The 24,962-nt window shown below is 55.6% G+C and carries 25 protein-coding genes and 1 tRNA gene; 13 read left to right on the forward strand and 13 right to left on the reverse strand.

What is annotated here, in order from left to right:
- Positions 1 to 188: 188 nt before the first annotated feature.
- Together AC2FLA_RS15715 and AC2FLA_RS15720 are read left to right on the forward strand one after the other, a co-directional pair.
- Complete coding sequence (locus tag AC2FLA_RS15715; protein WP_496723407.1) at positions 189 to 872, forward strand: hypothetical protein; 684 nt, start codon at positions 189 to 191, stop codon at positions 870 to 872.
- A 101-nt stretch (positions 873 to 973) separates the two neighbouring features.
- Positions 974 to 1,936: an acetyl-CoA carboxylase carboxyltransferase subunit alpha gene (locus AC2FLA_RS15720; protein ID WP_108861352.1), complete on the forward strand. Its 963-nt coding sequence runs from the start codon at positions 974 to 976 to the stop codon at positions 1,934 to 1,936.
- Between the two features lie 4 nt (positions 1,937 to 1,940).
- Here AC2FLA_RS15720 and AC2FLA_RS15725 read toward each other — a convergent pair whose 3' ends face one another.
- The 3 genes from AC2FLA_RS15725 to AC2FLA_RS15735 form a co-directional block, all read right to left on the reverse strand.
- The gene (locus tag AC2FLA_RS15725; RefSeq protein WP_496723409.1) at positions 1,941 to 3,068 is read right to left on the reverse strand and encodes a lytic murein transglycosylase; all 1,128 of its coding nucleotides are present in this window, start codon (positions 3,066 to 3,068) and stop codon (positions 1,941 to 1,943) included.
- Positions 3,069 to 3,179: 111 nt separating this feature from the next.
- Positions 3,180 to 3,827 carry a GntR family transcriptional regulator gene (locus AC2FLA_RS15730; RefSeq protein WP_496723411.1) on the reverse strand — a complete coding sequence of 216 codons (648 nt, stop codon included), beginning with the start codon at positions 3,825 to 3,827 and terminating at the stop codon, positions 3,180 to 3,182.
- Positions 3,828 to 3,857: 30 nt separating this feature from the next.
- Entirely contained in the window at positions 3,858 to 4,553 is a 696-nt protein-coding gene (locus tag AC2FLA_RS15735) for a M48 family metallopeptidase (protein WP_496723413.1), read from the reverse strand.
- 100 nt (positions 4,554 to 4,653) lie between these two features.
- On the opposite strand from AC2FLA_RS15735, the gene AC2FLA_RS15740 reads away from it, so the two are divergent.
- The 8 genes from AC2FLA_RS15740 (at position 4,654) to AC2FLA_RS15775 (ending at position 10,483) form a co-directional block, all read left to right on the forward strand.
- The gene (locus AC2FLA_RS15740; protein WP_496723415.1) at positions 4,654 to 4,980 is read left to right on the forward strand and encodes a TIGR02300 family protein; all 327 of its coding nucleotides are present in this window, start codon (positions 4,654 to 4,656) and stop codon (positions 4,978 to 4,980) included.
- A gap of 142 nt (positions 4,981 to 5,122) precedes the next feature.
- Positions 5,123 to 5,198 (forward strand) — tRNA-Ala (locus tag AC2FLA_RS15745).
- A 155-nt stretch (positions 5,199 to 5,353) separates the two neighbouring features.
- Positions 5,354 to 6,226 carry a tyrosine-type recombinase/integrase gene (locus tag AC2FLA_RS15750; RefSeq protein WP_496723417.1) on the forward strand — a complete coding sequence of 291 codons (873 nt, stop codon included), beginning with the start codon at positions 5,354 to 5,356 and terminating at the stop codon, positions 6,224 to 6,226.
- A gap of 69 nt (positions 6,227 to 6,295) precedes the next feature.
- Positions 6,296 to 6,568 (forward strand): hypothetical protein, encoded by a 273-nt coding sequence (locus AC2FLA_RS15755; RefSeq protein WP_496723419.1) that lies wholly within the window; start codon positions 6,296 to 6,298, stop codon positions 6,566 to 6,568.
- On the forward strand, positions 6,565 to 7,080 hold the full coding sequence (locus AC2FLA_RS15760; protein ID WP_496707281.1) for a hypothetical protein: 516 nt from the start codon (positions 6,565 to 6,567) through the stop codon (positions 7,078 to 7,080). The genes AC2FLA_RS15755 and AC2FLA_RS15760 overlap by 4 nt, the downstream gene beginning before the upstream one ends.
- Positions 7,081 to 7,164: 84 nt before the next feature.
- On the forward strand, positions 7,165 to 7,530 hold the full coding sequence (locus AC2FLA_RS15765) for a helix-turn-helix transcriptional regulator (protein WP_282169965.1): 366 nt from the start codon (positions 7,165 to 7,167) through the stop codon (positions 7,528 to 7,530).
- Positions 7,527 to 7,796, forward strand: a complete 270-nt coding sequence (locus AC2FLA_RS15770) for a hypothetical protein (protein ID WP_170512719.1) — start codon at positions 7,527 to 7,529, stop codon at positions 7,794 to 7,796. The genes AC2FLA_RS15765 and AC2FLA_RS15770 overlap by 4 nt, the downstream gene beginning before the upstream one ends.
- Before the next feature lie 146 nt (positions 7,797 to 7,942).
- A complete protein-coding gene (locus AC2FLA_RS15775; RefSeq protein ID WP_496723421.1) occupies positions 7,943 to 10,483 on the forward strand; it encodes a phage/plasmid primase, P4 family in 2,541 nt (846 codons plus the stop codon).
- 192 nt (positions 10,484 to 10,675) lie between these two features.
- Here the strand turns inward: AC2FLA_RS15775 and AC2FLA_RS15780 are convergent, their stop codons facing one another.
- The 8 genes from AC2FLA_RS15780 to AC2FLA_RS15815 form a co-directional block, all read right to left on the reverse strand.
- Positions 10,676 to 11,056 carry a hypothetical protein gene (locus tag AC2FLA_RS15780; protein WP_282169967.1) on the reverse strand — a complete coding sequence of 127 codons (381 nt, stop codon included), beginning with the start codon at positions 11,054 to 11,056 and terminating at the stop codon, positions 10,676 to 10,678.
- 249 nt (positions 11,057 to 11,305) lie between these two features.
- Entirely contained in the window at positions 11,306 to 11,587 is a 282-nt protein-coding gene (locus AC2FLA_RS15785; RefSeq protein ID WP_282169968.1) for a hypothetical protein, read from the reverse strand.
- 221 nt (positions 11,588 to 11,808) lie between these two features.
- Complete coding sequence (locus tag AC2FLA_RS15790; RefSeq protein WP_058277033.1) at positions 11,809 to 12,600, reverse strand: SDR family NAD(P)-dependent oxidoreductase; 792 nt, start codon at positions 12,598 to 12,600, stop codon at positions 11,809 to 11,811.
- Positions 12,601 to 12,621: 21 nt separating this feature from the next.
- Positions 12,622 to 13,419, reverse strand: coding sequence for an SDR family NAD(P)-dependent oxidoreductase (locus AC2FLA_RS15795; RefSeq protein WP_058277032.1), 798 nt, complete (start codon positions 13,417 to 13,419; stop codon positions 12,622 to 12,624).
- Complete coding sequence (locus AC2FLA_RS15800; protein ID WP_282169969.1) at positions 13,416 to 14,234, reverse strand: ABC transporter permease; 819 nt, start codon at positions 14,232 to 14,234, stop codon at positions 13,416 to 13,418. The genes AC2FLA_RS15795 and AC2FLA_RS15800 overlap by 4 nt, the downstream gene beginning before the upstream one ends.
- 9 nt (positions 14,235 to 14,243) lie before the next feature.
- Positions 14,244 to 15,095 carry an ABC transporter permease gene (locus AC2FLA_RS15805; RefSeq protein ID WP_282169970.1) on the reverse strand — a complete coding sequence of 284 codons (852 nt, stop codon included), beginning with the start codon at positions 15,093 to 15,095 and terminating at the stop codon, positions 14,244 to 14,246.
- 22 nt (positions 15,096 to 15,117) lie between these two features.
- Positions 15,118 to 16,275: an ABC transporter substrate-binding protein gene (locus AC2FLA_RS15810; protein WP_058277121.1), complete on the reverse strand. Its 1,158-nt coding sequence runs from the start codon at positions 16,273 to 16,275 to the stop codon at positions 15,118 to 15,120.
- Positions 16,276 to 16,313: 38 nt separating this feature from the next.
- Positions 16,314 to 17,435, reverse strand: coding sequence for an ABC transporter ATP-binding protein (locus AC2FLA_RS15815; protein WP_058277029.1), 1,122 nt, complete (start codon positions 17,433 to 17,435; stop codon positions 16,314 to 16,316).
- A 127-nt stretch (positions 17,436 to 17,562) separates the two neighbouring features.
- Between AC2FLA_RS15815 and AC2FLA_RS15820 the strand changes: the two genes are divergently transcribed.
- Entirely contained in the window at positions 17,563 to 18,387 is an 825-nt protein-coding gene (locus AC2FLA_RS15820; RefSeq protein WP_282169971.1) for a helix-turn-helix transcriptional regulator, read from the forward strand.
- Between the two features lie 306 nt (positions 18,388 to 18,693).
- Positions 18,694 to 19,734, forward strand: coding sequence for an IS110 family RNA-guided transposase (locus AC2FLA_RS15825; RefSeq protein WP_282169972.1), 1,041 nt, complete (start codon positions 18,694 to 18,696; stop codon positions 19,732 to 19,734).
- A gap of 774 nt (positions 19,735 to 20,508) precedes the next feature.
- Here the strand turns inward: AC2FLA_RS15825 and AC2FLA_RS15830 are convergent.
- Complete coding sequence (locus tag AC2FLA_RS15830; protein WP_496723423.1) at positions 20,509 to 21,480, reverse strand: adenylate/guanylate cyclase domain-containing protein; 972 nt, start codon at positions 21,478 to 21,480, stop codon at positions 20,509 to 20,511.
- Positions 21,481 to 22,115: 635 nt separating this feature from the next.
- Between AC2FLA_RS15830 and AC2FLA_RS15835 the strand changes: the two genes are divergently transcribed.
- Entirely contained in the window at positions 22,116 to 23,510 is a 1,395-nt protein-coding gene (locus AC2FLA_RS15835) for an alpha/beta fold hydrolase (RefSeq protein ID WP_496723425.1), read from the forward strand.
- A 411-nt stretch (positions 23,511 to 23,921) separates the two neighbouring features.
- Here the strand turns inward: AC2FLA_RS15835 and AC2FLA_RS15840 are convergent, their stop codons facing one another.
- The gene (locus AC2FLA_RS15840) at positions 23,922 to 24,812 is read right to left on the reverse strand and encodes an AraC family transcriptional regulator (protein ID WP_496723427.1); all 891 of its coding nucleotides are present in this window, start codon (positions 24,810 to 24,812) and stop codon (positions 23,922 to 23,924) included.
- Positions 24,813 to 24,962 lie beyond the last annotated feature (150 nt).

The raw sequence follows: 24,962 nt of genomic DNA on the forward strand, positions 1-24,962 counted from the left end.
TGACTGTGGGCCAAAACACTCAGAACGCGGTCTTCATCGGCATCCTTTCTACTTGCCCACCTGCGGATTCATATTTCGCAGCTACAAATCTCACTGAATTCACATCGGATTACACACGTAGGGATGTTACAATGGGCGGATAACTCACGAGACCAATAGATTTTTCAACATGGTAAATGAGGACCGATATGAACAATCCATCTCGCCCGCTCCGCCAAATTCTGTTTGCCGCCATCCTTGCCGCAATACCGGCTATTGCGCAGGCCGATGACGTCCAGACACAAACCATGATTTCTGAACGTGTCAGCCAGCATAACCCGGCGCCCGAAGCCTATATCAAGGATCGCCCAATCCTGGGTTGGCAGCTGACCAGCGATGACTTCGACGCCATCCCCGAGGCGATCCGCGACAACCTCGGTTCGGTTGATGGCACCAGTTACGATCAGGCTTACCTGACCGAGAATACCGGCTCGATCATTGCGCTGCAGTTCCGCAAGGATGGCCCAGACTTCTACATCATCGGAAAGAGCACGTTTGACGAGGCCTACGAGCTGGTTTCGCTGGACGATGTTGCCGCCAAGAATACGCGCCTGATCGAACGGCTGGACATGGCCCCTGATATCAAGGCGATGTTCGAAGATCAGGCGCCCGGCATTGTCGGCGCGCTCAAGACAACACCGGTTGATATGCTGCGCCTGTCTGATCTGGGATATGCAAAAAGCGATGCTCTGACCATTCAGGCCCCATGGGGCGAACAGACCAAACCCGAAGGCGCGGACGCATTTCTGGTCTGGGACAGCGGCGAGAACCAGTACTACATGGTGAACGCTGACGACGACGGCCTACCGTCCAGCTACGTACCTGTGAAGTAACCCATACCGGCGCGGCCCCTGATCGGGGCCCGCTTTACCTTGTGTTGCATTCCTCTGACAGCAAGTTCATATAGCAATGAACTTCCGCGTTGAGAGGCGTCATGACCCAGTATCTGGATTTCGAAAAACCCCTGGCCGAGATTGAAGGCAAGGCCGAGGAATTGCGCGCGCTTGCCCGTGCCAACGAAGAGATGGACGTGGCCGAAGAAGCCGCCGCGCTGGATGCCAAGGCCGCCAAGTTGCTGGATGAGCTTTATGGCGATCTGACCCCATGGCGGAAATGTCAGGTTGCGCGTCACCCCGAACGCCCCCATTGCCAGGATTACGTGGCAGAGCTGTTTACTGAATTCACGCCGCTGGCAGGTGATCGCAACTTTGCCGACGATCTGGCTGTGATTGGGGGTCTGGCCCGTTTCGACGACCAGCCCGTCATGGTGATCGGGCACGAAAAGGGCTCGGACACCAAATCGCGGATCGAACGGAATTTCGGCATGGCCCGTCCTGAAGGGTATCGCAAAGCCGTACGCCTGATGGAAATGGCCGGGCGTTTCGGCCTGCCTGTCATCACCTTGATCGACACGGCCGGTGCATATCCGGGCAAAGGTGCCGAGGAACGCGGCCAGTCCGAGGCCATCGCGCGGTCAACCGAGATGTGCCTGAAGATCGGCGTGCCTTTGGTGTCTGTGATCATCGGCGAAGGTGGTTCAGGCGGCGCAGTAGCGTTTGCCACAGCAAACCGCGTCGCGATGCTGGAGCATTCGGTTTATTCGGTGATCTCGCCCGAAGGCTGCGCGTCGATCCTGTGGAAAGACTCGGAGAAAATGCGAGAGGCCGCTGAAGCCCTGCGCCTGACCGCACAAGACCTGCAAAAGCTGGGCGTCTGTGATCACATCATCACCGAACCCAAGGGCGGCGCGCATCGCGACCGCGCCGCAACGGTCGACTCTGTGCGAGGCGCCATTGCTGCTATGCTGAAAGAGCTGGATGGCAAGGATGCGGCAGCCCTGATCAAGGACCGCCGCCAAAAGTTCCTGGATATCGGCTCGAAAGGGTTGGCGGCCTAAACCGTCAGCCGCCGAGCTGTCGCAACAAAGCCGCTGAAGGCTCCCCGGTTACGGCCAAACCACTGGCGCGTTGATATGCGCTGATGGCAGATTTAGTGTTGTTGCCGATAACCCCATCCGCGCCCTGCGTGTCATATCCTGCAGATGTCAGACGGCGCTGCAGCTCTTTGCGATCCTCAAGCGTCAACCCGGTCGCATCGGGCCCGAACGAGGCCTGAAACGGCGCGCCACCGGCAATCCGGTCGGACAGGTGCCCAACGCCGATCGCATAACTGTCCGAATTGTTATAGCGCTTGATCACCTGGAAATTGCGGAACACCGCAATGCGCGGCCCCGGGTTTTGCGGCTGTAGCACCGCGACAGGTGTTCCCGAAACAGTGCCTGCTTCGCCGCCCCATGGCTGTCCGCGAACCCAGCCAGCCCGCGCCAGATATGCGGCTGTCGAGGCCAAAGAGTCCGTGGGATCCTCGGACCAGATGTCCCGACGGCCATCACCGGTGAAATCCACCGCATAAGCCAAGTAAGACGTCGGGATGAACTGTGTATGCCCCATCGCCCCGGCCCAGCTGCCGGTCATGTTCGCGGGCGTTGTATCGCCCTCTTGAATGATCTTCAGGGCAGCGATTAGCTGTTTTTCAAAAAACGCGCCGCGGCGCCCGTCATAGGCCAAAGTCGACACCGCCGACACCACCGGCACGTCCCCCCGGCGAGATCCATACCGGCTTTCCAGACCCCAGACGGCAACGATAACCTCTTTGTCGACGCCGTATTTTGCCTCGATCTCTGAAAGGGTTCCGGCATGGCGCACCAGCATCTGCTTGCCGGTTGCGATCCGTTCATCGGAAGCTGCAATCGCCAGATAATCCTCAAGCGAGCGTTTGAATTCGACCTGATTGCGATCTCGCTCGATCACGCCCGGCAGGTACCCCGCCCCCTGAAAGGCCCGGTTGATGGTGGTCTGAGAAATACCTTGCGAGGCCGCGCGGGACTTAAAGCCGGCAACCCAGGCGTCATAGCCTGCGTTGGGGACGGCCCGCATCCGCGTTGCCGGGGCGCTGGTTGGCGTGCCACCGGAACAGGCGGCCAAAAACGTTGACCCAAGTCCAACTGAAAATAGGCGTCGATTGATCATGTCTGAAATCTGCTCTTGTTGTGATTTGGGTCAGAGTATCGCAGACCAAGTGCGCAAGCTAGTTCTGCGGTGCTTGGAAACGGCAACCCGATCACTTCGGCGACAAGCCGCTTAACTGACCAGCATCCGCAGCCCTTGCGTCACATCCGAACGTACAGCCAGCCTCAATCCGGGCTCATCCCCCGCCTTCAACGCAGCGATGATCAGCTTGTGAAAATGCGGCGGTTCTGTCCGCCGCAACCGCCCGTAAAGCGCGCGCATCGTCGGCCCCAGCTGAAGCCACACCGTTTCCACAATGGCCAGCATCGCCGGAGCCTGAGCGCGCAAATACAGCGTGCGATGGAATTCCAGGTTCGACCGGATGTAACCGACAGCATCCCGTTTCGTGACCATTTCCGCGACGGTCATGTTGATGCTCTGCAAGCGGTCGATCAGGGCCATATGTGCACGGGGCAATGCACGACTGGCCAGCTCGACCTCGAGCAGTGCACGCAGAGCCGCCAACTCTTCGATACGATCATTGGTCAGCTCGGGCGTGGACACCCGACCCGAAGAAGACAGAAACAGCGCCCCTTCGGCCACCAGTCGCCGCACCGCTTCGCGCGCAGGCGTCATTGAGACATCAAATTCCTTGCCGATCCCGCGCAGGGTCAACGCCTGCCCCGGCGCTATGTCGCCGTGCATGATACGCGAGCGCAGGGCTCGATAGACCACATCATGAGCTGCAGGCTGGGTGTCGGTTGGGCGAGCGCTTAACATAACCCCATGTGATCACAAATCGCCGCGTGGTCAACTCGTAGTGCTATCAAATCTATACTGGTGAAGCTGCGCCCCGTTGTCGCGCAGCCAGCGCCTTTGGGCTTTGCAGTCACCAAACAGGCGCTCGACCTGCGACCAGAACGCGGGCGAATGGTTCATTTCAGCCAGATGCGCGACCTCATGTGCGGCGACGTAATGCAGAATGTCCGATGGCGCGAGGATCAGGCGCCAGGAAAACATCAGACCACCAGCCGAACTGCACGATCCCCAACGGGACCGCGTATCGCGCAGGGTAAGGCTGGTGTAAGGTCGGTCCAGCATTGTCGAATAATCGTCGCAGGCCTCGGTCAGGCGATCCCGCGCCAGTTCCTTTAAGAACCTTGCCAATCGCCGGGCTTCGGCCCCTTTCGGGACTGCTACCTCTGCGTCCCGCAGCAGGACACGTCGACCCTCTGCGGGTACGATTCGCCTGTCTTTGCCTTCTATAGGGATAGATTGCCCGAATCCTACGGCTGATGGGTCGGGTCGGTCCTCAAGATGCTGACGGATCCAGTCTTCCTTGACCTTGGCGAAATTCAGCGCCTCGGCTTCAGCCACACCTTTAGGGTAGGTCAGTGTAACCCGCCCATCCAATTGAGAAATCCGCAAGCTGATACGCCGCGCCCTGGCCGATTTGCGCAGCGTTAGCGGCACCGGCGGTTTTCCGGGCAATGCGTGATCCCCCATGTGCCTGTTTCTCCTGCTCAAAGGCTTTGACAGTGCCCGCTGCATGTGGCACGTGACCTGAATCATTACTACGACTCACCTGATATCAAGGGGATCTGAAATGCCCAAGGAAGAATGGGGTGTAAAGCGCGTTTGCCCGACCACCGGTAAGCGGTTTTACGACCTGAACAAGAACCCGATCATCAGCCCCTACACCGGCGAGATCGTGGAGCTTGAAACCGGCAAGAGCCGGATGATCGCAGCAGATGCGGAAGATGCCGCATCGGCAAAAGCACGCGAAAATGCGTCGGAAGAAGAACTGGTTCTGGACGATGACGACAGTGTCGACGTCGAACTGGACGATGATCTGCTGGACGATGATGACGACAGCAGCGAAGAAGTCTCGCTGGAAGAGATCACCGATATGCCAGCGGAAGACGACAGCTAAAACCGGTCCGGGGCGGCCCTTGCGCCGCCTCTGACTTCCCCCGGATGTGAGGCAGAAACTTTTCCGCATAATCCATTTTTGGACTTGCACTCATTGCCGTCGTCTCATAAACGTCCGTCCACCGCTACGGTGGTACCTGGAAGGGGCCTTAGCTCAGTTGGGAGAGCGCTTGCATGGCATGCAAGAGGTCAGGGGTTCGACTCCCCTAGGCTCCACCATTTTTCTCCTCAGTTCGAATTCACTCGCAGTCACACGGCTTTGTAAATAAGGCTTTTGACGTGCCAGTCTTTCTCACCCCCAAGGAAACTTGGGCTCTGCCAGAATACCCATTGTGGGGGTCTGTGTGGGGTTCGCCAGTGAGAAAGTATGCAAGATGACCAAACTTACAGACAAACAAATCAAGGCTGCGAAACCCGGCTACAAGAAGATCAAGCTGGCAGATGGCGGTGGCCTGACGCTGATCGTTCACCCGAAAGGCGGCAGGACATGGGTCTGGCGCTATAGGGTCGATGGTAAGCAGCGTGAGATGAGCTTGGGCTCCTATCCCTCTGTCGGCCTCAAGGACGCGCGCCAGCGCGTCGAGGCGCAGAGGAACTTGCTTGACACCAATATCAACCCCGACGTGGCGGAGATGCGCGCAGGGGTACAGGCTCGGTCAGGTCTGACGGACACCACCTTCGCCGGTGTCGCACGCGCATGGCTGGCAGAGGAGCGTCCACACTGGGCAGAGAAGACTTATGTCCGCGCCCGCAACCGGATCGAAAAGGATGCCATCCCTCTGTTGGGGGCTGTAGTGGTCGCGGATATCACGGCAGTCGATATCAAGGCCGTTGCGCTCAAGATCGCGGATCGTGGATCGCATGAGACTGCACGCCGGGTCATTCGCATCCTGCGGCAAGTTCTAGGCTATGCGGAGGCCGAAGGCTTGATCTCTGTCGTGCCGGGAGCAAACGTGATCGACAGGTTCAAGCCCCAGCCGAAGAAGCACCACCCAGCCATCGTTGAGCCAGAACGTCTGGCGCTGTTTCTGCAGGCGCTGGACGCTTGGCCGCATCACACTTTGGGCAAACCTCTGGTGCAGATTATCGCACATACAGGTCAGAGGGCCGGTGAGGTGCGCAAAATGCGATGGGCGGACATCAACATGGGCGAGCGGGTCTGGAACAACCCTGTCACCAAGACAGGTATCACGCTCGCCATACCCCTGACGGACGCGGTGATCAAAATCCTCAACGAGATGTACTAGCTCAATGGCCACCGCGAGTACGTATTCGCCAGCGAGAACGGACCTGTTTCTGAACCGGCCACAATGAACATGATCCGCAGGATCGGGTTTGATGGAGAGACCGACGCACATGGCCTGCGGGCAACGCTGCGCACATTGGTGACCGAGCATCTCGGGTTCGACGAGAAACTGGCAGAGGCACAGTTATCCCACGCATCGAAGGAACAGCATGGCCGCGCATATGACCGCACATCGTTCCTCGCCCAGCGCCGCGTTATGATGGAAGCTTATTCGCAGTTTCTGGTTCAGCTTCAGGAGGGCGGTGCTATCGTGGTGCCGTTGATTGCGGGGGCAAAGTTGTGAGTGACACGGTATTAAAAGATTTCGACTGGTTGCGTGGACGTTTAAACGAGCGCGTGAAATCTGGCGAATGGTCCTACGTTCTCGACTTGCATGACATTCTGGATGTTTTGCGCGAGCAGGAAGAAATAGTGTCACCAGCGCTGGACAAGCACCTGAGAGATCGCACAACTGCAATGCACAAAGCGAATGCTGGCAATGCTGCGAAAGACCCGATGGAAATCGGTTTTCAAGGCGGCGTTGCGGGTGGCGTCATGTACCTGATCGATCAGCAAGGCTATAACGTGGAAAAAGCGCGAACTCTGATTGCAAATGTAATGCAGATTGATCGTGACGATGTAGTCAAGTGGCATAAAGCCACGCTGAAAGCTCCAGATATCAGTGATCAGAACTACCGCCTCAATCTGAACTTTGCCGCGCAGGAAATGATCCGGAAACTCACTGAAAGAGTGTCTCGAATACACAACCAAATGACGGTTGAAGACGTCATTCTTGGGGTGTTCTCACCCACCTGATCAGGGGGGTAAATTAGAACGTTTGTTCTTACCCCCCTGCTTTCATTATCTGAATTGCCAGTATCTTTTTGTAGGAGGCTAGCAATGTCAGATCACATCGAAGTGCCCGTTCCACACCGTCTTTATGATCAGCGGTATCTGGCGGCGCTGCTCGGTCTCAGCGACGACGAGTTCTATCTGTTGGACCACTGGCGCGAGTACCATCTCGGCCCGAAATTCATGAACCTTCCCACGGGACAAATCCGGTATCTCGGCAGCGACATCACCAATTGGATAGAAGCTGGTGGCGATCACGATCCCCGTGACATCATTCGTAGCTACGAAGGCCTTGAGGCCAAGAAGGCAGAGAAGCTGGGCCAGGAAATGATGGAGAAAGGTTTTTTCAAGCGGTCACGGGCTGCAATTGAAAAAGCCAATGGCGAAGAACCTCAGACGCAGGCGTCCGCATGAGTGTCGCCCGTATGCCTATCCACCCCGACAGCTTCCCGAAAACAGGGAACGTCACACTGAAACAGCTTTCCACCCACAGCGGTGCGTTGGGCATGTTCCCCGGATCGCCAAGCACGTGGTTGCGTATGGTGGACAGCGGCGATGCGCCGGAACCCATCCAGATTGGTCGCCAGCATTTTTGGCGCGCTGAACATGTCCGCGCAATTGCGGCGGGTATCGACTGGCGGCTTGTGAAGATCGACACGCCCGATCTGGCAGCGGAATAGGAATGGAGAAACCCCGCCGCACGGAGAGCGCAACGGGGCCAGTGATGATTGTTGCTCTCCCTAGACCAAGGAAAGGAACAAAGTATGCAGGCAAAATCTGCAGCATACCGGACCGAAACACAGCGGTGGCGGTCATGAGGGGACCAATGAAAAATTTGACCGAGCGTCTCCGCATCGTCGAGGAATCACACGCGGACAAAATCCTCGCCGCCATTGGTGCCAAACCACAAACTGGAAAAAAGCATCAGCGCTGCCCGTTTCCTGACCATGAAGATAAGAACCCTTCATTTCGCTACGATGCAGACGCTAATCGTATTTTTTGCACGTGCCTGCCCGAAAAAGGGGTTTCGCTGACCGATGCGCTAATGAAGGTACGAGGCCTTGCCGACTTCAACGCTGCTGTACGCGAGATTGAAGCCGTAACTGGCGAAAAGGTTTTTGAAGGACGGCGGAAGCAGAAGCAATCGGAACCGGGAGAACAGGCGGCCTCGGAGAACCGTGAAGAAACTGATGAACAAGCCGTGCAGCGAGAAGCGGAGGAAAGAGCACGCTCCGGCGCGGCATCTGATGAAAAGGCTGCTAAGATCGCATGGGTGCAGGAGCAGGTTGCGAAGACACGTCCTTTAGCCGGCTCACCCGGCGAAGAATACTTGCGCAACATCCGTGGATTGGTTGGGATCGATCTTGAACACGACGCTTTGCGATATGCTCCAGATTTCCAATGCAAACCGGGTGGTAAGAAAAACCCGGCTCTAGTGGCGGTGGCTACGGATGACGATGGAAATATTGTTGGCATGCAGGGCACAATCCTGAACCGCAATGGGCAACCGATACGCGACGAGAACGGCAAGAAGACCAAACTGAGCGCAGGCTACATCGGGGATGGTTCAGTTCGGATCAAAAACAAACTGGGTACAGGCACAATTGCGATCGCCGAAGGTATCGAAACCGGATTAACCCGATTGTTTGCTGGGCCAGCAGAGATCAGGGTGTGCCTCGGGTCCATCCGCCCCGAAACGATAGGAGCAAACGCCGGTCGGATTGAGATCATTGCCGACAGCGACAAAGCGCAGGACTGCCACCAGATCGCGCGTGAATTGGCGGCAGAAAACCCAAATGCACGGGTCCATGTCGTCACAGTACCGTCAAACCTTGGTGAAAAGGCCGATTTGAACGATCTGCTCCAGGATATGGGACGTCGGGCTGTTGCCGCCGCCGTGGATGATGCCGACCGCATCCACGCGCGGCAGCGAAGGTCCAACGTTGAGCAGCTGCTCCGCGGTAGCGACGAAGAGATTGCCGATCGTGTGCTGGAAAACCTAGAAGATCTCTTTGGTCGCATTGTCATCACTGAGGGCACAGTTTGGATTTACGATGGCAAGCTTTGGACTGCTCTCAACGACAATCGGCTTACGCGTGCCATCGCGCGCTTTGACGGTGCCACTTACCCTACGCCGTCCAACGGCATTGGCGAGGTCAAGATCACGTCCAGTAAGGCGCAGAGTGTCAAGTCGCTTCTCATGTCCAAACGCGATGACAATGGGTTTTTTGAAGGTGCGCCTGTTGGCATCACCTGTGAAAGCGGGTTCGTTTTGTTCGAACAAGACGTTGCAACAGGTGAATATGTCCCACGGCTCGAACCACATGCTCGCAAGCACCGGGCTCGGCATGCTGTACGTGGTGTATGGCCAGTGCAGGATGCTGAGAAGCGACTTTTGGGAAGCGACGTGATGAAGCTGCTCACGGGTTTGTTCTCAGCTAAAACGACTTTGAGGCGGCTGCAGCACGAGGCTCCAAACCTTGAGTTCGACTTGGACAGGGCTGAACAAGACAAAAGCGCGCGGATTGAGCTGATCCTGCAGACAGCCGCCGCAGCGGCACTTGGTATCGGCACGCAAATGAAACACCCGCAGGCCCTTATTTGGATTGGGCCGGGCGGCGCAGGAAAAAGTACCACGCGCAAGGTCATCTCATCATTGATCGCAGCGGATGCACTTCAGTCGGTGCCGCCAGCCAAGATGGGACAAGACTACTTCGTCTCAGTTTTGCGCGGGTGCGCGCTGAACGTTGCGGAGGAGACGTCGGATCGTGATCTTTCAGGCGACGCGCTAAAAAAGGTCATCACCGGGGACATCTGTCATGCCCGGCTGCCATACGGCATACCGTTCTATTTCAGTCCCAAGGCGCAGCATGTGTTCATCTGCAATGAGCTGCCCGCATTTAGCGGGGGGATCGACAGCGGCGTTGAGCGCCGCTTCAAGGTTCTGGTCTTCGACAAAGCGTATTCTGAAGAGCAGGCCGACGAGGGATTGGCAGATCGCATAATCGAATACGAGGCGGATCTTCTACTACATCTTGTCGTGGTTGCGGCTGCGGAACTTTTGACCACGCGGCGCATGGCGGATCCCATGACATCACGCATCGCCAAGGAGGCGTGGATGAGGGATGCGGACCGAGTTCGTGCGTGGGCGGCAGAAAGACTATCCATCAGGGCAAACAAGGTCGTCACCGTTGCAGACCTATATCTGGATTTTCGCCAATGGTGCGCTGCCGAAGGTGTTCCAGAAGGCCGCATCCCCGCACGTAACAGTTTCGCGCGACGCTTGCGTCAAGTAGAGCCCCGTCTCGTTCCAGGACCCAATAGCAAAGGCGCTCGGTTCGAAAATGCTATCCTCAAGACGGTCTGATTTAAGTGGGACAGCTTGTAAAGAGGCCAAACGAGCTAGGCCGGCCAGTTCTTTATGGGCGGACAAGTAATCAAACCTCCCAACTTCCCCGTCGGGCGTTTGGTTGGGAGGTTGGGAGGTTTTATGTCTCGTCCGTCGGTATATGTTCTGTTGCGCACATCAAGCATAATGCTGCTTTTCAACGTCCGACGTTCATTGCAGCGCCGCGGTGCGACCCCGCGAGAACCTCCGAGTTTCGTCCAGTGCCTGACGCATTGCTGCCAAACCAGCCCGTTCGACATACTGGTCCATCGGGTCGAGTTCATCCCAAGTGCGAGATGCGGCAGCAGGCCAGAACTGCGGATGACTGTGCCGCATTTGGCTGAGCCGCCATTCATGGTGGCAGAGTTGCGGTGTCATAGCTTCAGGATCGCTCAGGAAACGCGCAGCGACACCACAGCAGGCCTGCCACTGCCGGTCATGCACAATCGGGCTTTCCTCGCCGCTCGTTGCTGTTTGGGCTTCACAGTAGGCCATAGCGATCAAGACGATGTGCCTTGCTGCGGCAGCTTCAAGTTGGATATCTTGCTCCATGTGATTTCTCCTATTCATCATGTTGATGCGCATCCCGTTGGCTGTTGCCACCGGCGACCACCCCAAGGCGGGGTTGGTGATCACAATTTTCGTGACGCTCTGGATGCTGTTGGTTTCGCCCTGCCTTAGGCTCATCAGTGGATCGGCGCTAGACCCAGACCATTCGCACCGGTCGCAAGCATGTCTCGGGCGGTCCATACCCCGGCGGTCTTCCGCGACTTACGGGCAAGGCTCGGCAGACGAGCGTTATCATGTTTGGGGGAATTGCGGGCTGTCCGCCCGCGATTGGTATGTAATCGCTAAGTCTGTCAGCTTCAAGGAGCGGGCGGCGTAGCGCGGACAAAACAAAAAAGCGGCTACGTCGTTTAAAAAGAACAACGCCTGCTTCGCGCTCAAAATCAGCCGCTCATGCCAAGTGCAGCGAACGACCGCTTCGAGCCCAAAGCGGAAGTGCTCCATCTCTGAACCAAGCAGGCGCAACAAACTATTCGCCGAAGTCACCAGCTGCGTCGCAGAAAGAAAAGCGGCCATTCATTCAAAGCGCAGCGAACTTTGGTACGTCGATGTCTGAGTTGCGGACTTTCCCGACCTTCTGCTGAAATGCTCCAGAAGCCGCATCCGGCCCATTGCAGTCATTCGTCGTGAAAGTTCTCGCCGCATTGCGGCTCCACCGATCCAGCCATTCGCTGCGCCGCCAAAGTGATCGTGCAACTCAAAGTCCGATGGTCATGATTGTCCTATTCGCTTGGCATTTAACCTTTTGCGTACCAGCCGTTGTCAACATAGGTTGCATTGCCGTTCACAAAGCTGGCCTCATCAGATGCAAGAAAAACCACCGCCGCGGCCACTTCCTCTGGATAGCAAATGCGTCCCTGCGTTGCCGCCATCCCAGAGTCTTCCCATTCCTGTCCGGCGGCGTCCAACTCTGCTATTTCCTTGAGGCCATGCGCCGTTTCAACAAACCCAGGGCAGACCGCGTTACACCGGATGCCCGCATCGCGATATTCGGTTGAGATCGTGCGCGCCAGTTGAAGAACCGCGCCTTTTGACATGCAGTAGACTGACTCCAACGCATAGCCCAGTTCAGCCGCAATAGACGAAGTAATCACGATTGAGCCGCCGCCATTTGCGCTCATGTCCTGAACCGCACGACGGCAGGTCAGAAAGGCCGATTTCACGTTTACATCCATCAACCAGTCATATTCTTCTTCGCTGGTTTCATGCATCGCTTTGACGATGATGGTTCCTGCGTGATTGAACAGGACATTATAGGGTCCAAAGGCTTCAAGGGCAGCGTCAAAGGCAGCATTGATCTCGGCGTCCTTGGTGACATCAGCATGAAAAAATGCCGCCTCACCACCTGTGTCGCGGATCATGTCGACTGTTTTCCGACCCTCTTCATTCTTGATATCAAAGATGCTGACCTTGGCACCTTCTTCGGCAAACATCAGCGCGGTGGCCCGCCCCATTCCAGTGGCTCCCCCTGTAATCACGGCAACTTTTCCCGCGAGGCGGCCATTGGGTGTCTTGAGGCTATTGGTCATATTGGTGCTCCGTACAGAAGTTCAGATGCATTCTCCGCCATCGATGACCAGCGCATGGCCCGTCATAAAGGTGGACATGTCGGAGGCCAGAAACAGGATTGAATCGGCCATTTCTTCGGTCGTGCCCCAGCGTCCCATCGGAATGGTTTCAGACACGTAGTTTTCTAGCTTTTCGCGCCCGCCCATTTGCACTTCGAAACCGGCGTTAAACGGCGTGTCGATAAAACCCGGACACAGGGCGTTAAAACGAACATTGTGTTTGGCATAATCTGCGGCCATCTGACGGGTCATGGCGACCACTGCATGCTTGGTAGTGGCATAGGCAATCATTTCGCGGTCGTATTGCACACCCGAGTTTGACGAAGTGATGATTACACTGCCACCTCCCTGCTCGCGCATGGGACCCACCGCAGCGCGAGCCGCGATAAAATGCGACCGCACGTTCAATCGCCAGGACATGTCCAAACCTTCAACGGGCACCTGCTCAAGGTTGCCTTCAACCTGATAGCCAGCGTGAGAGTGCAGGACATCAAGGCGCCCGTAAGCTTTGACGACTCTGTCGACCTCGGCTTTGACTGCCTGATCGTCGGTGACATCTAGCCCTCTCGAGGCCGCCACCAGCCCCTCGCCATGTAAGTCTTCGACCACATGCGCAGCCTTGTCGGCGTCCAGATCTGTCACAATAACTTTGGCGCCATGACGGGCCATGGCCATTGCCCCTGCCCGGCCAATTCCTGATCCGGCGCCTGTCACCAGAACAACCTTGCCGCCGAGTATCGGAAAAGGTCGGGCCTTAAGAGATTTTTCTGCAAGGGTCATCGGGACTTTTTACCTCCGCGTTGCAGCAACAACTGGGCGGTAATCAGCAGTAACAGAGACACGCCCATCACCATCGTTCCAATCGCGTTGATTTCAGGTGTCACACCGCGTCGGATGGATGAGAACACATAGATCGGCAGCGTCGTTTCTGAGCCCGCCACAAAGAACGCGATGATGAAGTCGTCGAAGCTAAAGGTGAAGCTCAGCAAAAAACCCGCCAGGATGGCCGGAAAGATCATCGGCAATGTCACCTGTCGGAACGTTCCCATCGGCGTGGCGTAGAGATCCGAAGAGGCCTCGGTCAGCGCGCGATCCATCCCCGCGAGCCGTGCCCGTACGATAATTACCACAAGCGCCATCAGGAACATCGTGTGGGCGGCGATCAGCGAGCCGATGCCCATGCGCAGCTTTGGCGGCTTGAACCCGTCCGGCCAAATCGCCGCAATCAGCGGGTTCAGTTGGTCAAATACGGTGACCAGCCCGATCAAAGTGGCGATCCCAATTACAATGCCGGGGATCATCACCGCAACATAGATCAGCAGATCAAAGGTAGCTCGCACGGGACCACGAATGCCCTGCAGGGCGACGGCGGCCATGGTGCCAAAGACGCTGGCAAACAGCGCCGAACAAAATGCCACGATCAGGCTGGTTTCCAGCGCGTCCATCACGAACGGATTGGACAGCGCCTTGCCATACCATTTGGTTGAGAACCCCTGAAGCTGGCTCGCGTGTCGACCGGCGTTAAAGCTGAACAGGGCGATGACACCGATAGGAATGTAGAGAAAAAGGTAAACGCAGATTGCATACAGTCTCATCGCATAGCCTCACATAATCGATACGTCTTCACGGCTTGCGCCGAGGCGGCTAATCAGCCGCATGTAGATCGTGACGGTAATCAGCATGACGACCACAAGGGTGACAGCAACCGCCGACCCATAGGCCCAGTTGCGTGACTGCAGGAACAGGTCGACCAGTGCATTGCCAACAAAGAACACTTTGCCACCGCCCAGCAGAGCCGGGATCAGGTATTCGCCCATCAACAGGATAAAGACGAGCATGCAACCAGTCGCAATGCCGGGCACCGAAAGCGGGAGCGTGATCTGAAGAAAGGTCTTCCACGGCTTTGCGCCCAGATCAGACGACGCCTCGAGCAGGCGTTTGTCGAGTTTGTCGAGGCTGACATAGATTGGGAACACCATCAGCGGTAGATACCCATAGATAATCCCAACCAGCACCGCAAACGGCGTGTTGATTAGGCGTAGTCCCTCAATTCCGACCCATTCGAACAAGGCAGGTATCCCGCGTCCACCCAGCAGGAAAATCCAAGCGTAACTGCGGATCAGGATCGACGTCCAGAATGGCACGATCACCAGAACCAACAGGATGGTTTTCCACCTCGGAGTCGTTTTGACAGCGAGAAAGTAAGCCAGGGGATAGGCGATAAGCAGCGCCGCCATGGTTCCTAACGGCGCCAACGTCATCGTATTTTTGAACGCTGCCCAGCGTGCAGGAAGGTTGGTGTATTGTTCCAAAGTGAGAGCGAGCTCAACGCCACCTGACGAGGCTCGCTCTCCAAAGCTAAAGATGAAGACAACTGTTAACGGAATGATCAGCATCACGAGGAACCAAGTTCCCGCAGGTGCCAACAACAACCAGTTGCGTGTTCTATTCGTCATGTTGTCTTCACCTTAGTTCAGATCAGGCCGACTTGAACCGAGCCATCAGCTCGGCGCGGTTCGGATCGGTCAGAGTGACTGCGGCCCCGAATTCCAGTGGGCTCAAAAGCTCCTGAGCCGGGAAGATGATCGGATCATTCTTCAACTCTTCGGGCAGTTGATCATATGTTCGGGAATCTGCCGTCGGATAGCCGTGCGCCAGCACTTCTTTGACGTTAACATTCGGATCCAGCATGAAGTTGATCAACGCATAGGCCGCTGCCTTGCGCTCGGAGCTTTTGGGGATCGCCCAGTAATCGCTCCAGATTTCGCCGCCCTCTTTGCCAAGCACATAGGCGATCTCGGGTATGTCGGTGTTCAGCTGCTTGCCGTCGCCGGACCAGCAGATGGTCAACCAGGCATCCCCATTACGCATACCCGGCTGATAGTCCGACGTAATGGCAAACAGATGTGGCTTCACGTCAATCAGCAGTTTCTCGGCATCGGCCAGCTCTTTCTCGTCAACCGAATTGAACGAATAGCCAAAGGCGTTCAGGGCGCTGCCAATCGTGGTCAGCTGATAGTCGTGCACGATGGTACGACCCGAGAACTTGCCCATGGTGATATCAAAGAACTCTCGCCATGATGAAATCGCATTTCCACCATTGTGCTTAGTGTTGACGGCCATGCCGGTCGATCCCCAGTTCTTGGGAACACCATAGAGCTTACCGTTGACTGAACCTGCCTCGGCGTAGCGCGCATCAAAGGCCGACGCATCATAGTTCGGCAACATCGACGTATCCAACGGTTCGATCAGATCCTCTTTGACGTAATCTTCAAACGTGTAGTTGGTGGGCACATAGACATCCCAACCGGTGGCACCGGCCTGCAACTTGGCTAGCATTTCTTCGTTCGAGCCAAAGACGTTGACCTGCACATGTGCGCCGGTCGCCTCAGTAAAGGCGTCAAAGTTGGCCAGATCATGATAGTTCGGCCATGTAGCCAGAACCACGCGATCACCAATATCGCCAGCATATGCAGGTTGTGGGCGCAAACCGGGCACCGAGGCCCCCATCACAGCCGCTGCCGCACCAAGGCCGGTTACATTCAGGAAATGGCGCCGCGTGATTGAGCCTTTCCGGTAGCTTTCCAGCTTCTCCATGAACTCCTTCTTGGAGATATGGTCGATGGTCTTTGTCATTTTCTTTACTCCCTTTTGCATGGTTGTTGTGGACGTCGTTAATTTCGGTCGAGAATGAGCGCCGCCGATGTCTCCCACGAGACCAGGGCTTTGTCGCGGACGGCAAAAGCACCTTCGCTAAGGTCCGCCTGACGCGGAGCGAGTACGAGGAAGTCACCAAGGGTTTCGTGCGTCACCAGGTATTCAGTGTGTTCGCCAAGAAAAATTCGGTTGTGGACTTCGACCTCAAGACCTTTGCCCTGACGGCGCAGTTTCATTTGTTCAGGGCGCACGCTAACGCACACCTCCTGCCCGTCGACAAGACCATCACCGGGCATGCCCTGTATCCGCATTCCATTGTCCAGAAGCACCTCAGACAAGCCGTCCGTCGAACGCTGAAGTTTGCCATTAAAGAAGTTGGACGTGCCTACAAAATCAGCGACATAGCGAGAATTTGGGCGATCATACAACTCTTGCGGGCTACCGATCTGCACAATTCTGCCGTCCCGCATGATGCAAATGCGATCGCTCATCGATAGTGCCTCTTCCTGGTCGTGTGTCACCAGTACAAAGGTGATACCCAACTGGCGTTGCAGATCCTGCAGTTCGATCTGCATCTCCTTACGCAACTTGCGATCAAGCGCGGCCATGGGTTCGTCCAGCAACAGGAGTTTGGGCTCATTGATGATAGCGCGGGCCAGGGCCACGCGCTGTTGCTGGCCGCCTGACATCTCCCAGATCTTGCGATCCTCAAAGCCTGCCAGTTGCACCACATCAAGGGCTTTGCTCACCCGTTCCGAAATCTCTGCCTTTGGTATGCGCGGGCGGATCTGGCGTAACCCGTACCCGATATTTTGCGCCACGGTCATATGTGGGAACAATGCATATTGCTGAAACACCATGTTCACCGGACGGTGGTGCGCTTCGAGCGTGTTCACCACCTTTCCATCCAGCAACACATCCCCTTCGGTGGGGGTTTCGAAACCTGCCAGCATCCTCAAAGCTGTTGTCTTGCCGCATCCGGACGGGCCTAGAAAGGAAAGGAACTCGCCCTCGGCAATCGAAAGGTTCAAATCACTGGCGGCCAACACTTCGCCAAAGCGCTTTGTCACTCCACGCAGTTCTGCGATCGGTTTTTTGCCAGCTGGCTCAACCTCGCCAACATATCCCCCGTTTTCCATTTATTTCTATCTTTTTCCGATTTGTTGACTACTATCTATATTGGAAAAACTGTAAGAAAAACTTGTTTCAGTGTATATACCATGTTTTTAGTATATCAATCTGAATAGCAGGGCGCGGAGGAGGATCATGAAAGCTTTGTACGAAGCAACCGGCACGCTCATTGACGCTATCGGCTCAGAGAGCTTTGCACAAACCTTGTCTGATACGCTGAGGCAGATCACCCCGTTCGATTACACTGTTGTATTTGGATATTTTGGCCAAGCCCGCCCTTTGGATTTGTATGACGATTTCCCAAAAAATAAGCGCAAGGTCTTTGTTGAGGACTATCAGGAAGGCCCATACTTGCTTGACCCATTTTATCTTGTTTGCGAAACCGATTTCGTTCCCGGACTGCATCGAATTCGCGATCTGGCACCGGACAGGTTTTTTCAGGGCGAATACTATCGCAGCTATTATGCCCGAACCGGGCTTGCGGAAGAAATGGGCTTTGTGATCCGGCTTCCTGAATCCGCCAGTGTGGTTGTTTCCGTGATGCGTGAGCAAAAGGCTTTTTCAGCCAAGGATTTCCGACAACTCAATGAGTTTTGGCCCATTGTGCAGGCGACATGCAAAAGACACTGGGACGATCTTGCCAACCGGTTTGGATCTGTTGAAGGCGAGGTAGCAGATGATGATCTTTATCAAAGCGTGGCCCTTGCTTTTACCAATTTCGGACAGGGTGCCCTGACACCAAGAGAACGCCAGGTCGTCGAATACACGCTCAAAGGTCATTCCGCAGACGCTGTGGGGCGCATCCTCGAAATTTCCCCCGGCACTGTGCGTATCCACCGAAGGAATGTTTATTCAAAACTGCAGATCCGATCTCAAGGTGAGTTGTTTTCGAAGTTCATAGATGAATTGGTTTCGGGCGGACACTCATCGTTGTCGTCCAAATCACTGAACGCTAACTGAAGCCGATCGCCTTGGAGCGTACTTGCTCCAACTTCTTTTCACGAACGGTGAAGGCGAGGCAGAGCCCCTGCAAAACATAAAAACGTCTGAGTGTTCTGTGGGGTGTGAAGAAAGCATGCTCCATATTCGAACGGGACGCCTCCTGAGGCCTCATTCATCCATCTCGAGTGACCGCTTTTCTATTTTGGCTTGCATTTCATGCGCCTGCAGCGAATGACATGGTGTGATCGCGGTGGTCGCTCTCCTTGGGCAAACGAGGCCTGATATTATCAGCCTCACCAATCAAAAGCCGTGAGGAGAACGACCATGAGCCATTATGTTGGTCTCGACGTTTCATTGAAAGAGGTCTCGGTTTGCGTTGTGGATGCGGAAGGCACGGTCTTGCATCGCGCGTCTATTCCGACCGAACCAGATACCATTGCGGAATACATTTCGCGGAGAGCCCCCGATGTGGAGCGCGTCGTGCATGAAAGCGGGATAATGGCCACTTGGCTGACGCGTGAACTTGCGCGCCGAGCTGTGCCGATCACCTGTATCGACGCGCGCATGGCGCATAAGGCTCTGTCGGCGCGCCTCAACAAGTCAGACAAGGCAGACGCGGAAGGGTTGGCACAGTTGGCGCGGACCGGCTGGTTCACCGAGGTCCACATTCGCAGTGAAGCGTCGGACCGCGTGCGAGCACTGGTTGCAGCGCGGGAGAGATTGATCCGCATGCGCAAGGATCTTGAAGCTCATATCCGGGGCGTCCTGAAGACTTTCGGCATCCGCATGGGGCCTGTCCTGCGCGCGCACTATCGACAAGGGTTCCGCGACCAGCTGGCCGAGGCTGGTTCTTGTGATCCAATGTTGGAGCTGCTGGCGCAAACGATGATCCCGATCCACAAAAAGCTTTGCGCCTCGGCGGAAATGCTGGGTGATGAATTGATACATGTCGCCAAACAGAACCCACTGGCGCGGCGCCTCATGACCGTGCCGGGTGTGGGGCCGCTGGTTGCGTTGAATTTCATTGCGACAATAGATGATGCAAGCCGGTTCCGCCGGTCGCGCGATGTCGGCGCGTTCCTAGGGCTGACACCAAGACGATATCAATCCGGTGAGATCGACAGAACAGGCCGCATCTCCAAGTGCGGGGATGCCGAGATGCGTCGATTGCTTGTTTCCGCCGCCACGTCCTTGATGACACAGGTCAGGCGGTTCTCAGCCCTCAAATCCTGGGCAATCCGGCTCAGTACGCGAAAAGGCTTCAAGAAGGCCGCTGTGGCCACCGCGCGCAAAATCGCGGTGATCCTCCACGCGATCTGGCGCGACGGGACAGATTTCAATTGGACAAAGGAGCCTGCAAGCTGACAACCAGAAAGCCCGCCCGAGGATAGGGTGGGTTTGGCGTCCTCCGGGACGGAGGCAGATCGATCTCGCGTAAAGCGGTCGAGGTGGCGCAACCAGCATCAACCTCGTGAATGACATTCCAGACGATCAGCCCCGGACGCCATCATGAAGCAGCATCACCTGACTTCGGAGAGAACCAAGACCCCGGCGGACAACAAATCCAACGCCCTTGACAATACCGCGATCAGAGAACCGCTTCCCGCCCTTCGTGACGGATGCCGCACCTTTCATGAATGAGCAGATTGGGCTCGAAGCAGACATGCGGCAGTGCAGCGGTCGAAGGTTGAGCCTGTTCCCGTAAGCAGACTTTAGGAAAAACGAGATGACCCGGCGATTTCATCGGCTTGGCCAATCGTGCTGACATTCGTCTTCCACAAGCCACCCTTCGCACAAACCGGGCTGATCGACGGCTCAGAGCCCGAAGCAGACGTGGAAAAAAACGGCGGTTTGTGATAACCTATAGGGAATAATTCAATGCTGAGTGCCACATGGTTTGCAATCCCGTCCCTAAGAGAGTCACCCATATTCCGGATTTCTTTGCTCTTGCGACCTGTCCATTTTGCCGCGATCAGCAGATTGTTTCCCACCGAGATTTAGAGAGCAAGGGCAGGCCAATTGATGGAACGGCGGAGTGGGTGTGTTCACTCTGCAAGGGCATTCCTAGAAAAGGGCAACTTAATTGAGTAATCATCCTTGGGGGCAGGGCTGATCTTCGAGGTCACACCCAGCGAGCAGCTATCGCCTCCATTGCAAACGGTAGACTGTGTGGTCATCTGGCAGTCCTTTGAGGACCAAAGATTGTGCGGCCGCAAATTCGAACTCGTGAGTCCCCCCGACGATGGCTCTCGTCACATCCGACACAAGAATTTCACCTGCATTGGCCGACGAAGTTATGCGAGCTGCTTTGTTGACTACGGTCCCGAAGAAGTCGCCACGTGCCAAAACAACTTCACCAGTATGAACGCCAACCCGCAGGCCCAAGCGCGGTTCCACATCGTCCAAAGCCACGGCTTCCTGTATTTTGATCGCCGCGAGAAGCGCCTCATTCACTGATTGAAAACTGGACAATGTTCCGTCTCCCAACGACTTGACGAATTGCCCCTGATGTGCGGCGACAATATTCTCAACAGTCTGAAAATGTTGATCTATCAACGCGGACCAATCCTGATCACCCATGGCCTCCGCAAGCATGGTACTGCCTTCGACATCGGTAAACAGCACCGAGGCCAAGCCTTCTGCTTGAAGCAATTCCGGACCTTCTTCGAGCGCAGCTTTCACAAGAGTTTGAATGGCCAACTGCTCGCTGCCTACAAAATCCATATTTGGGTAGGGAAGCGAAGCGTGCCGATTGATGATCTTCCACGATGCACCCTCTAAGATGAAAACCAGCACGGTGCGGACGATGTAATCATCTCTAAGCCCTGGAAACCCAACCCGGTGGAGAAAAGCAGACCATCCCGTCTCCCCGTTCTCGAAGGCTTCGGCTTCGAGAACTTCCCACACATCTGGCTCGGGCATTTCGCCGATGAATTCGCCGACTCCATCGCGGACAAATTGGCCTTTCCAAAACTCATTCTCGCCAGTTCCAATGAAACGCAGATCGACCGAGTCCGAAAGGTAGTCCTTCAAAACGTGCGTATTAAGGGTTCTGATCGCCTCAAACCAGCGTTCTGTAACAGCAAGTATCTCAGGAGAAGCCTTGACCACAAATGATACTCCCAACACAGGCGAAACAAGCGCAAAGTAAATTCTTCGATCTGGAATTCACCCTACTGAACTCTACTCCGTTTATGCTGCCCACGCGCAAGCATGTAATCAAGGAAGAAAATAGAAGAAGCACCAGGCTTACCGTAGACCATGCATACCTGAGGCAGAGTTGTTGAAGCTTCGTCTAGTCCCCGCTCTTAGGGAATGTCTCCGATGTCCGCTTCGTCCGCAACTCAGACGCTCGATGCTCGCGCAGCGAACGACCGATTTTGAGTTGCCCCGATTTGGTAGACTTGAACGTCCGCTTTCGGGAAATCGCGCTGCAGTGCCGCGAACTCTCCGGTGATTTTGTTGGTGAGGAGGCGCGATGTTTGCGGCGACAGCATCCGGCAGCTTCGTCCGCACAGTGGACATTCAAGCAAGTTGCAGCAAACGACCGGTATGCGGACAAACCCGCCGTTCCCTGAGAAAACGGATAGGCATACCTTTTTAATGATCGCTTCCACGGTCTTTGGTCAATTCGAGATCTTAGTTACCGATCATTCCACTGCACGTTTACAGTTATTAGGCATGTTGCCGGTTCTAACAGTCTATGAACGTGGTAGTGTTTTCGAGCCAACTTGCGGGAAGTAACCATGAGTCAACGTCGTCTTGCTGCAATTGTGTCTCTCGATGTCGTCGGCTTCAGTCGGATGATGCAGGGCGGCTCCAAGCTACTTCTCAAAACACTGAACACCATGTACCGCGATTTGGTAACGCCGATCGTTGAGCAAAAATCTGGCCGGGTGGTCAAACTGTTGGGCGACGGAGCATTGATTGAATTTCCGTCAGCAGGAAACGCCCTAGAAGCGGCAATTGCGATCCAAACCGAGCTAAGAGAGCCAGACCATCCCTATTTGGTTCCGGAACGTATCCAGCTTAGAGCGGGTTTGCATGTCGGCGACGTCACCGTCGATGGCGACGATATCTTCGGAGACGGCGTCAACATCGCTGCGCGGCTCCAATCGGCAGCTGAACCCGGGGGCATTCTGGTCTCAAAGGTACTTTGTGATCTTGCCGGAGCGGACTATGCCAAACGTTTGCGCCGAGAAGGGCTTCACACGTTCAAAGGCATTGAACAGCCGATCGAAGTTTTGTCGATCAACTTCACCGATGAACATGTGTCCAAATCGCGCGCTAACTTCGCCAAAACACAGGAAATTCGTTATTGCAAAACTAACGACAACATTAGTCTGGCCTGGAGCTCAGTTGGGGACGGTCCTCCGGTCGTAAAGGCGCCAAGTTGGATTGGACACTTGGAACTTGACTGGCGCAATCCGGGGAAAGCTCCAATTTACACTTCCATCGCTCAACGACATCGTTTGGTCCGTTTTGATGCCAGGCTCAACGGTCTATCCGACTGGGATGCAGAAACTTGCACGTTCGAACGGTTCGTTGATGACTTGGAAACCGTTTTCGACGCAGCGGGTATCAAACGCGCGCCGATCCTTGCGATATCGCAGGGGTCCGCAGTGGCAGCTGCCTTCGCAGCGCGCCGACCTGACCGTGTGTCTGCGATCGTAATGATAGGTGGGTTCCCTATTGGTCGGGCAAAAAGAACGTCGCAAAAAGATGTGGAACGCGCCAACGCAATTAAGCAAATGATGACTGCCGGGTGGGATGATGATTATCCGTCTCTGCGTGATTTAATGGCGCAAATCATCGTGCCGGGCGCGAGCCAAGAAGAACGGCGGCAATATGCCGAAGATATGCGCAAGATGATTTCACCCGAAAACATGGGGCGGTATCGCGGCGTGATTGATAACATCGATATCACACCGATATTGTCCGAGGTCGAAGTGCCGTGCCTTGTTTGTCATGGGACGAGTGACAGGATGCAGCCGGTCGAACAAGGACGGTTGTTTGCAAAAGGATTACCCAACGCGAAGTTCATCGCCTACGAAAGCTCGAACCATACCATCCCTGACAACGACCCGGAATGGCCGCGTTTTGAGAGGGACGCCTTGGCTTTCTTGGCTGAACACAGCTGAATTATTGCTCCAAGTGCCTTCGGGTCTGGCGCTATTTCTCTCAAAACAAATGCAACAAGAGTACTTCGCCAGATTAATGGAACACAGAGTTGCGATAAATGCAGTCAGGCTCTCCTACGCCCAAGACGTCGAGGGAGAGTCGGTGGTCTTTGTTCATGGATAGAATGCGGATCATCGGGTTTGGGATGCGCACCGTGATTTAATCGCCCCACATCCGATGCAGCTTCCCGCGAAAGTAGACGTTCAAGCAAGTTGTCGCGAATGTCTGCAACGCGGACTTTTCTGCCGTTCGCACTGTTCAGCCCAACTGGCGCTTTCGGCCCAAACCGGTCGCTCAACTATGGACTAGATTGCTGTAGTCGCAGCCCGCTTTCCGGACATTCGCTGCAAGCCTGCAGTGACAGGCGCCCCTCAGTTCAATCGTTGAGGCACCTGCGTCGCGTTGCTCCATTGCCGGGGCGACTGGCCGTACATCCGCTTAAATTCGCGGCTGAATTGAGAGGAGCTTTGATACCCCACATCCCATGCCGCCTCCGACACGGTCTTTCCTTCCGCAATCTTCATCGCAGCGTTGTTCAGCCGCATCGATTTGACAAACTGGATCGGAGACATTGTCGTGGCTTCCTTGAAGCGCCGATGGAAGACCGCGCGGCTCATACCAACGTGGTCGGCCATGTCGTCAATGGTGACCTGTTCGTTCAAGTGGGTTGAAAGGTAGTCGATTGTTCGCGCGATTTCGTTGCCGACGCCATAGGCCCGTCTTGCCGCCGCCCCAGCTTCGCCCATGAGAACCGCGTAATACAACTCGCGCAGTCGCCCATGTCCGAGCACCTCCAGGTCAACCGGATTGTCGAGCAACTCGAGAAGCCGCCACAGTGCCTGCGTGAAACCGACATCCCAGGACGCTAGTTCCAAAGCCGAAGGCGCATTCCCTTGCGGCTGTCTACGTCCTCCAGTGGCGGCCTCGATCTCCATCGTAAGCTCTCGCATCATGCGTCGATCTAATGTGATCATGACTCCCAGTAGCGGGTCCCTTTCAGAAGCTCGTGGTGCGCCTGCTTCGACCGGCAAAGTCATGGGGCAAAGCAGGTATTTGTCGCTTCCGTACACGTAATGCTGTCCGTCCAGTACGGCTTCCTTGGCGCCACTGAGAATGGCCACGACCGTGGGCTCATAGACGGCAGGAACACAAGGCACCGCCTCGGTCACCCGGAAAAGCTGGACGCCCCTTAGTGCGGTATCAACAAGGCCTGCATCTGGCAGACGGCGCTCGACAAGGTTTTTGATCTGGTCTTTGCTCATGCACTAAAGCTGGCAGGGAACTTTCTTCTTTGCAACGGGGTTGAGACGATTGGGCAAATAATCGAGAGGATATCGCCTGTATCTGTACCCAGTCAGATTCTATCTGTGCGTTCAAGCAATAACACCACAACCGCCGGCCAAGGCTGGAAG

It is taken from the genome of Ruegeria sp. CDSA033, assembly GCF_059612305.1.

Bases quoted from the DNA above. Each gene is read 5' to 3' on its own strand.
- AC2FLA_RS15715 (WP_496723407.1), top strand. From the start codon at position 189: ATGAACAATCCATCTCGCCCGCTCCGCCAAATTCTGTTTGCCGCCATC.
- AC2FLA_RS15720 (WP_108861352.1), top strand. From the start codon at position 974: ATGACCCAGTATCTGGATTTCGAAAAACCCCTGGCCGAGATTGAAGGC.
- AC2FLA_RS15725 (WP_496723409.1), bottom strand. From the start codon at position 3,068: ATGATCAATCGACGCCTATTTTCAGTTGGACTTGGGTCAACGTTTTTG.
- AC2FLA_RS15730 (WP_496723411.1), bottom strand. From the start codon at position 3,827: ATGTTAAGCGCTCGCCCAACCGACACCCAGCCTGCAGCTCATGATGTG.
- AC2FLA_RS15735 (WP_496723413.1), bottom strand. From the start codon at position 4,553: ATGGGGGATCACGCATTGCCCGGAAAACCGCCGGTGCCGCTAACGCTG.
- AC2FLA_RS15740 (WP_496723415.1), top strand. From the start codon at position 4,654: ATGCCCAAGGAAGAATGGGGTGTAAAGCGCGTTTGCCCGACCACCGGT.
- AC2FLA_RS15750 (WP_496723417.1), top strand. From the start codon at position 5,354: ATGACCAAACTTACAGACAAACAAATCAAGGCTGCGAAACCCGGCTAC.
- AC2FLA_RS15755 (WP_496723419.1), top strand. From the start codon at position 6,296: ATGATCCGCAGGATCGGGTTTGATGGAGAGACCGACGCACATGGCCTG.
- AC2FLA_RS15765 (WP_282169965.1), top strand. From the start codon at position 7,165: ATGTCAGATCACATCGAAGTGCCCGTTCCACACCGTCTTTATGATCAG.
- AC2FLA_RS15770 (WP_170512719.1), top strand. From the start codon at position 7,527: ATGAGTGTCGCCCGTATGCCTATCCACCCCGACAGCTTCCCGAAAACA.
- AC2FLA_RS15775 (WP_496723421.1), top strand. From the start codon at position 7,943: ATGAAAAATTTGACCGAGCGTCTCCGCATCGTCGAGGAATCACACGCG.
- AC2FLA_RS15780 (WP_282169967.1), bottom strand. From the start codon at position 11,056: ATGGAGCAAGATATCCAACTTGAAGCTGCCGCAGCAAGGCACATCGTC.
- AC2FLA_RS15785 (WP_282169968.1), bottom strand. From the start codon at position 11,587: ATGGCCGCTTTTCTTTCTGCGACGCAGCTGGTGACTTCGGCGAATAGT.
- AC2FLA_RS15790 (WP_058277033.1), bottom strand. From the start codon at position 12,600: ATGACCAATAGCCTCAAGACACCCAATGGCCGCCTCGCGGGAAAAGTT.
- AC2FLA_RS15795 (WP_058277032.1), bottom strand. From the start codon at position 13,419: ATGACCCTTGCAGAAAAATCTCTTAAGGCCCGACCTTTTCCGATACTC.
- AC2FLA_RS15800 (WP_282169969.1), bottom strand. From the start codon at position 14,234: ATGAGACTGTATGCAATCTGCGTTTACCTTTTTCTCTACATTCCTATC.
- AC2FLA_RS15805 (WP_282169970.1), bottom strand. From the start codon at position 15,095: ATGACGAATAGAACACGCAACTGGTTGTTGTTGGCACCTGCGGGAACT.
- AC2FLA_RS15810 (WP_058277121.1), bottom strand. From the start codon at position 16,275: ATGACAAAGACCATCGACCATATCTCCAAGAAGGAGTTCATGGAGAAG.
- AC2FLA_RS15815 (WP_058277029.1), bottom strand. From the start codon at position 17,435: ATGGAAAACGGGGGATATGTTGGCGAGGTTGAGCCAGCTGGCAAAAAA.
- AC2FLA_RS15820 (WP_282169971.1), top strand. From the start codon at position 17,563: ATGAAAGCTTTGTACGAAGCAACCGGCACGCTCATTGACGCTATCGGC.
- AC2FLA_RS15825 (WP_282169972.1), top strand. From the start codon at position 18,694: ATGAGCCATTATGTTGGTCTCGACGTTTCATTGAAAGAGGTCTCGGTT.
- AC2FLA_RS15835 (WP_496723425.1), top strand. From the start codon at position 22,116: ATGAGTCAACGTCGTCTTGCTGCAATTGTGTCTCTCGATGTCGTCGGC.
- AC2FLA_RS15840 (WP_496723427.1), bottom strand. From the start codon at position 24,812: ATGAGCAAAGACCAGATCAAAAACCTTGTCGAGCGCCGTCTGCCAGAT.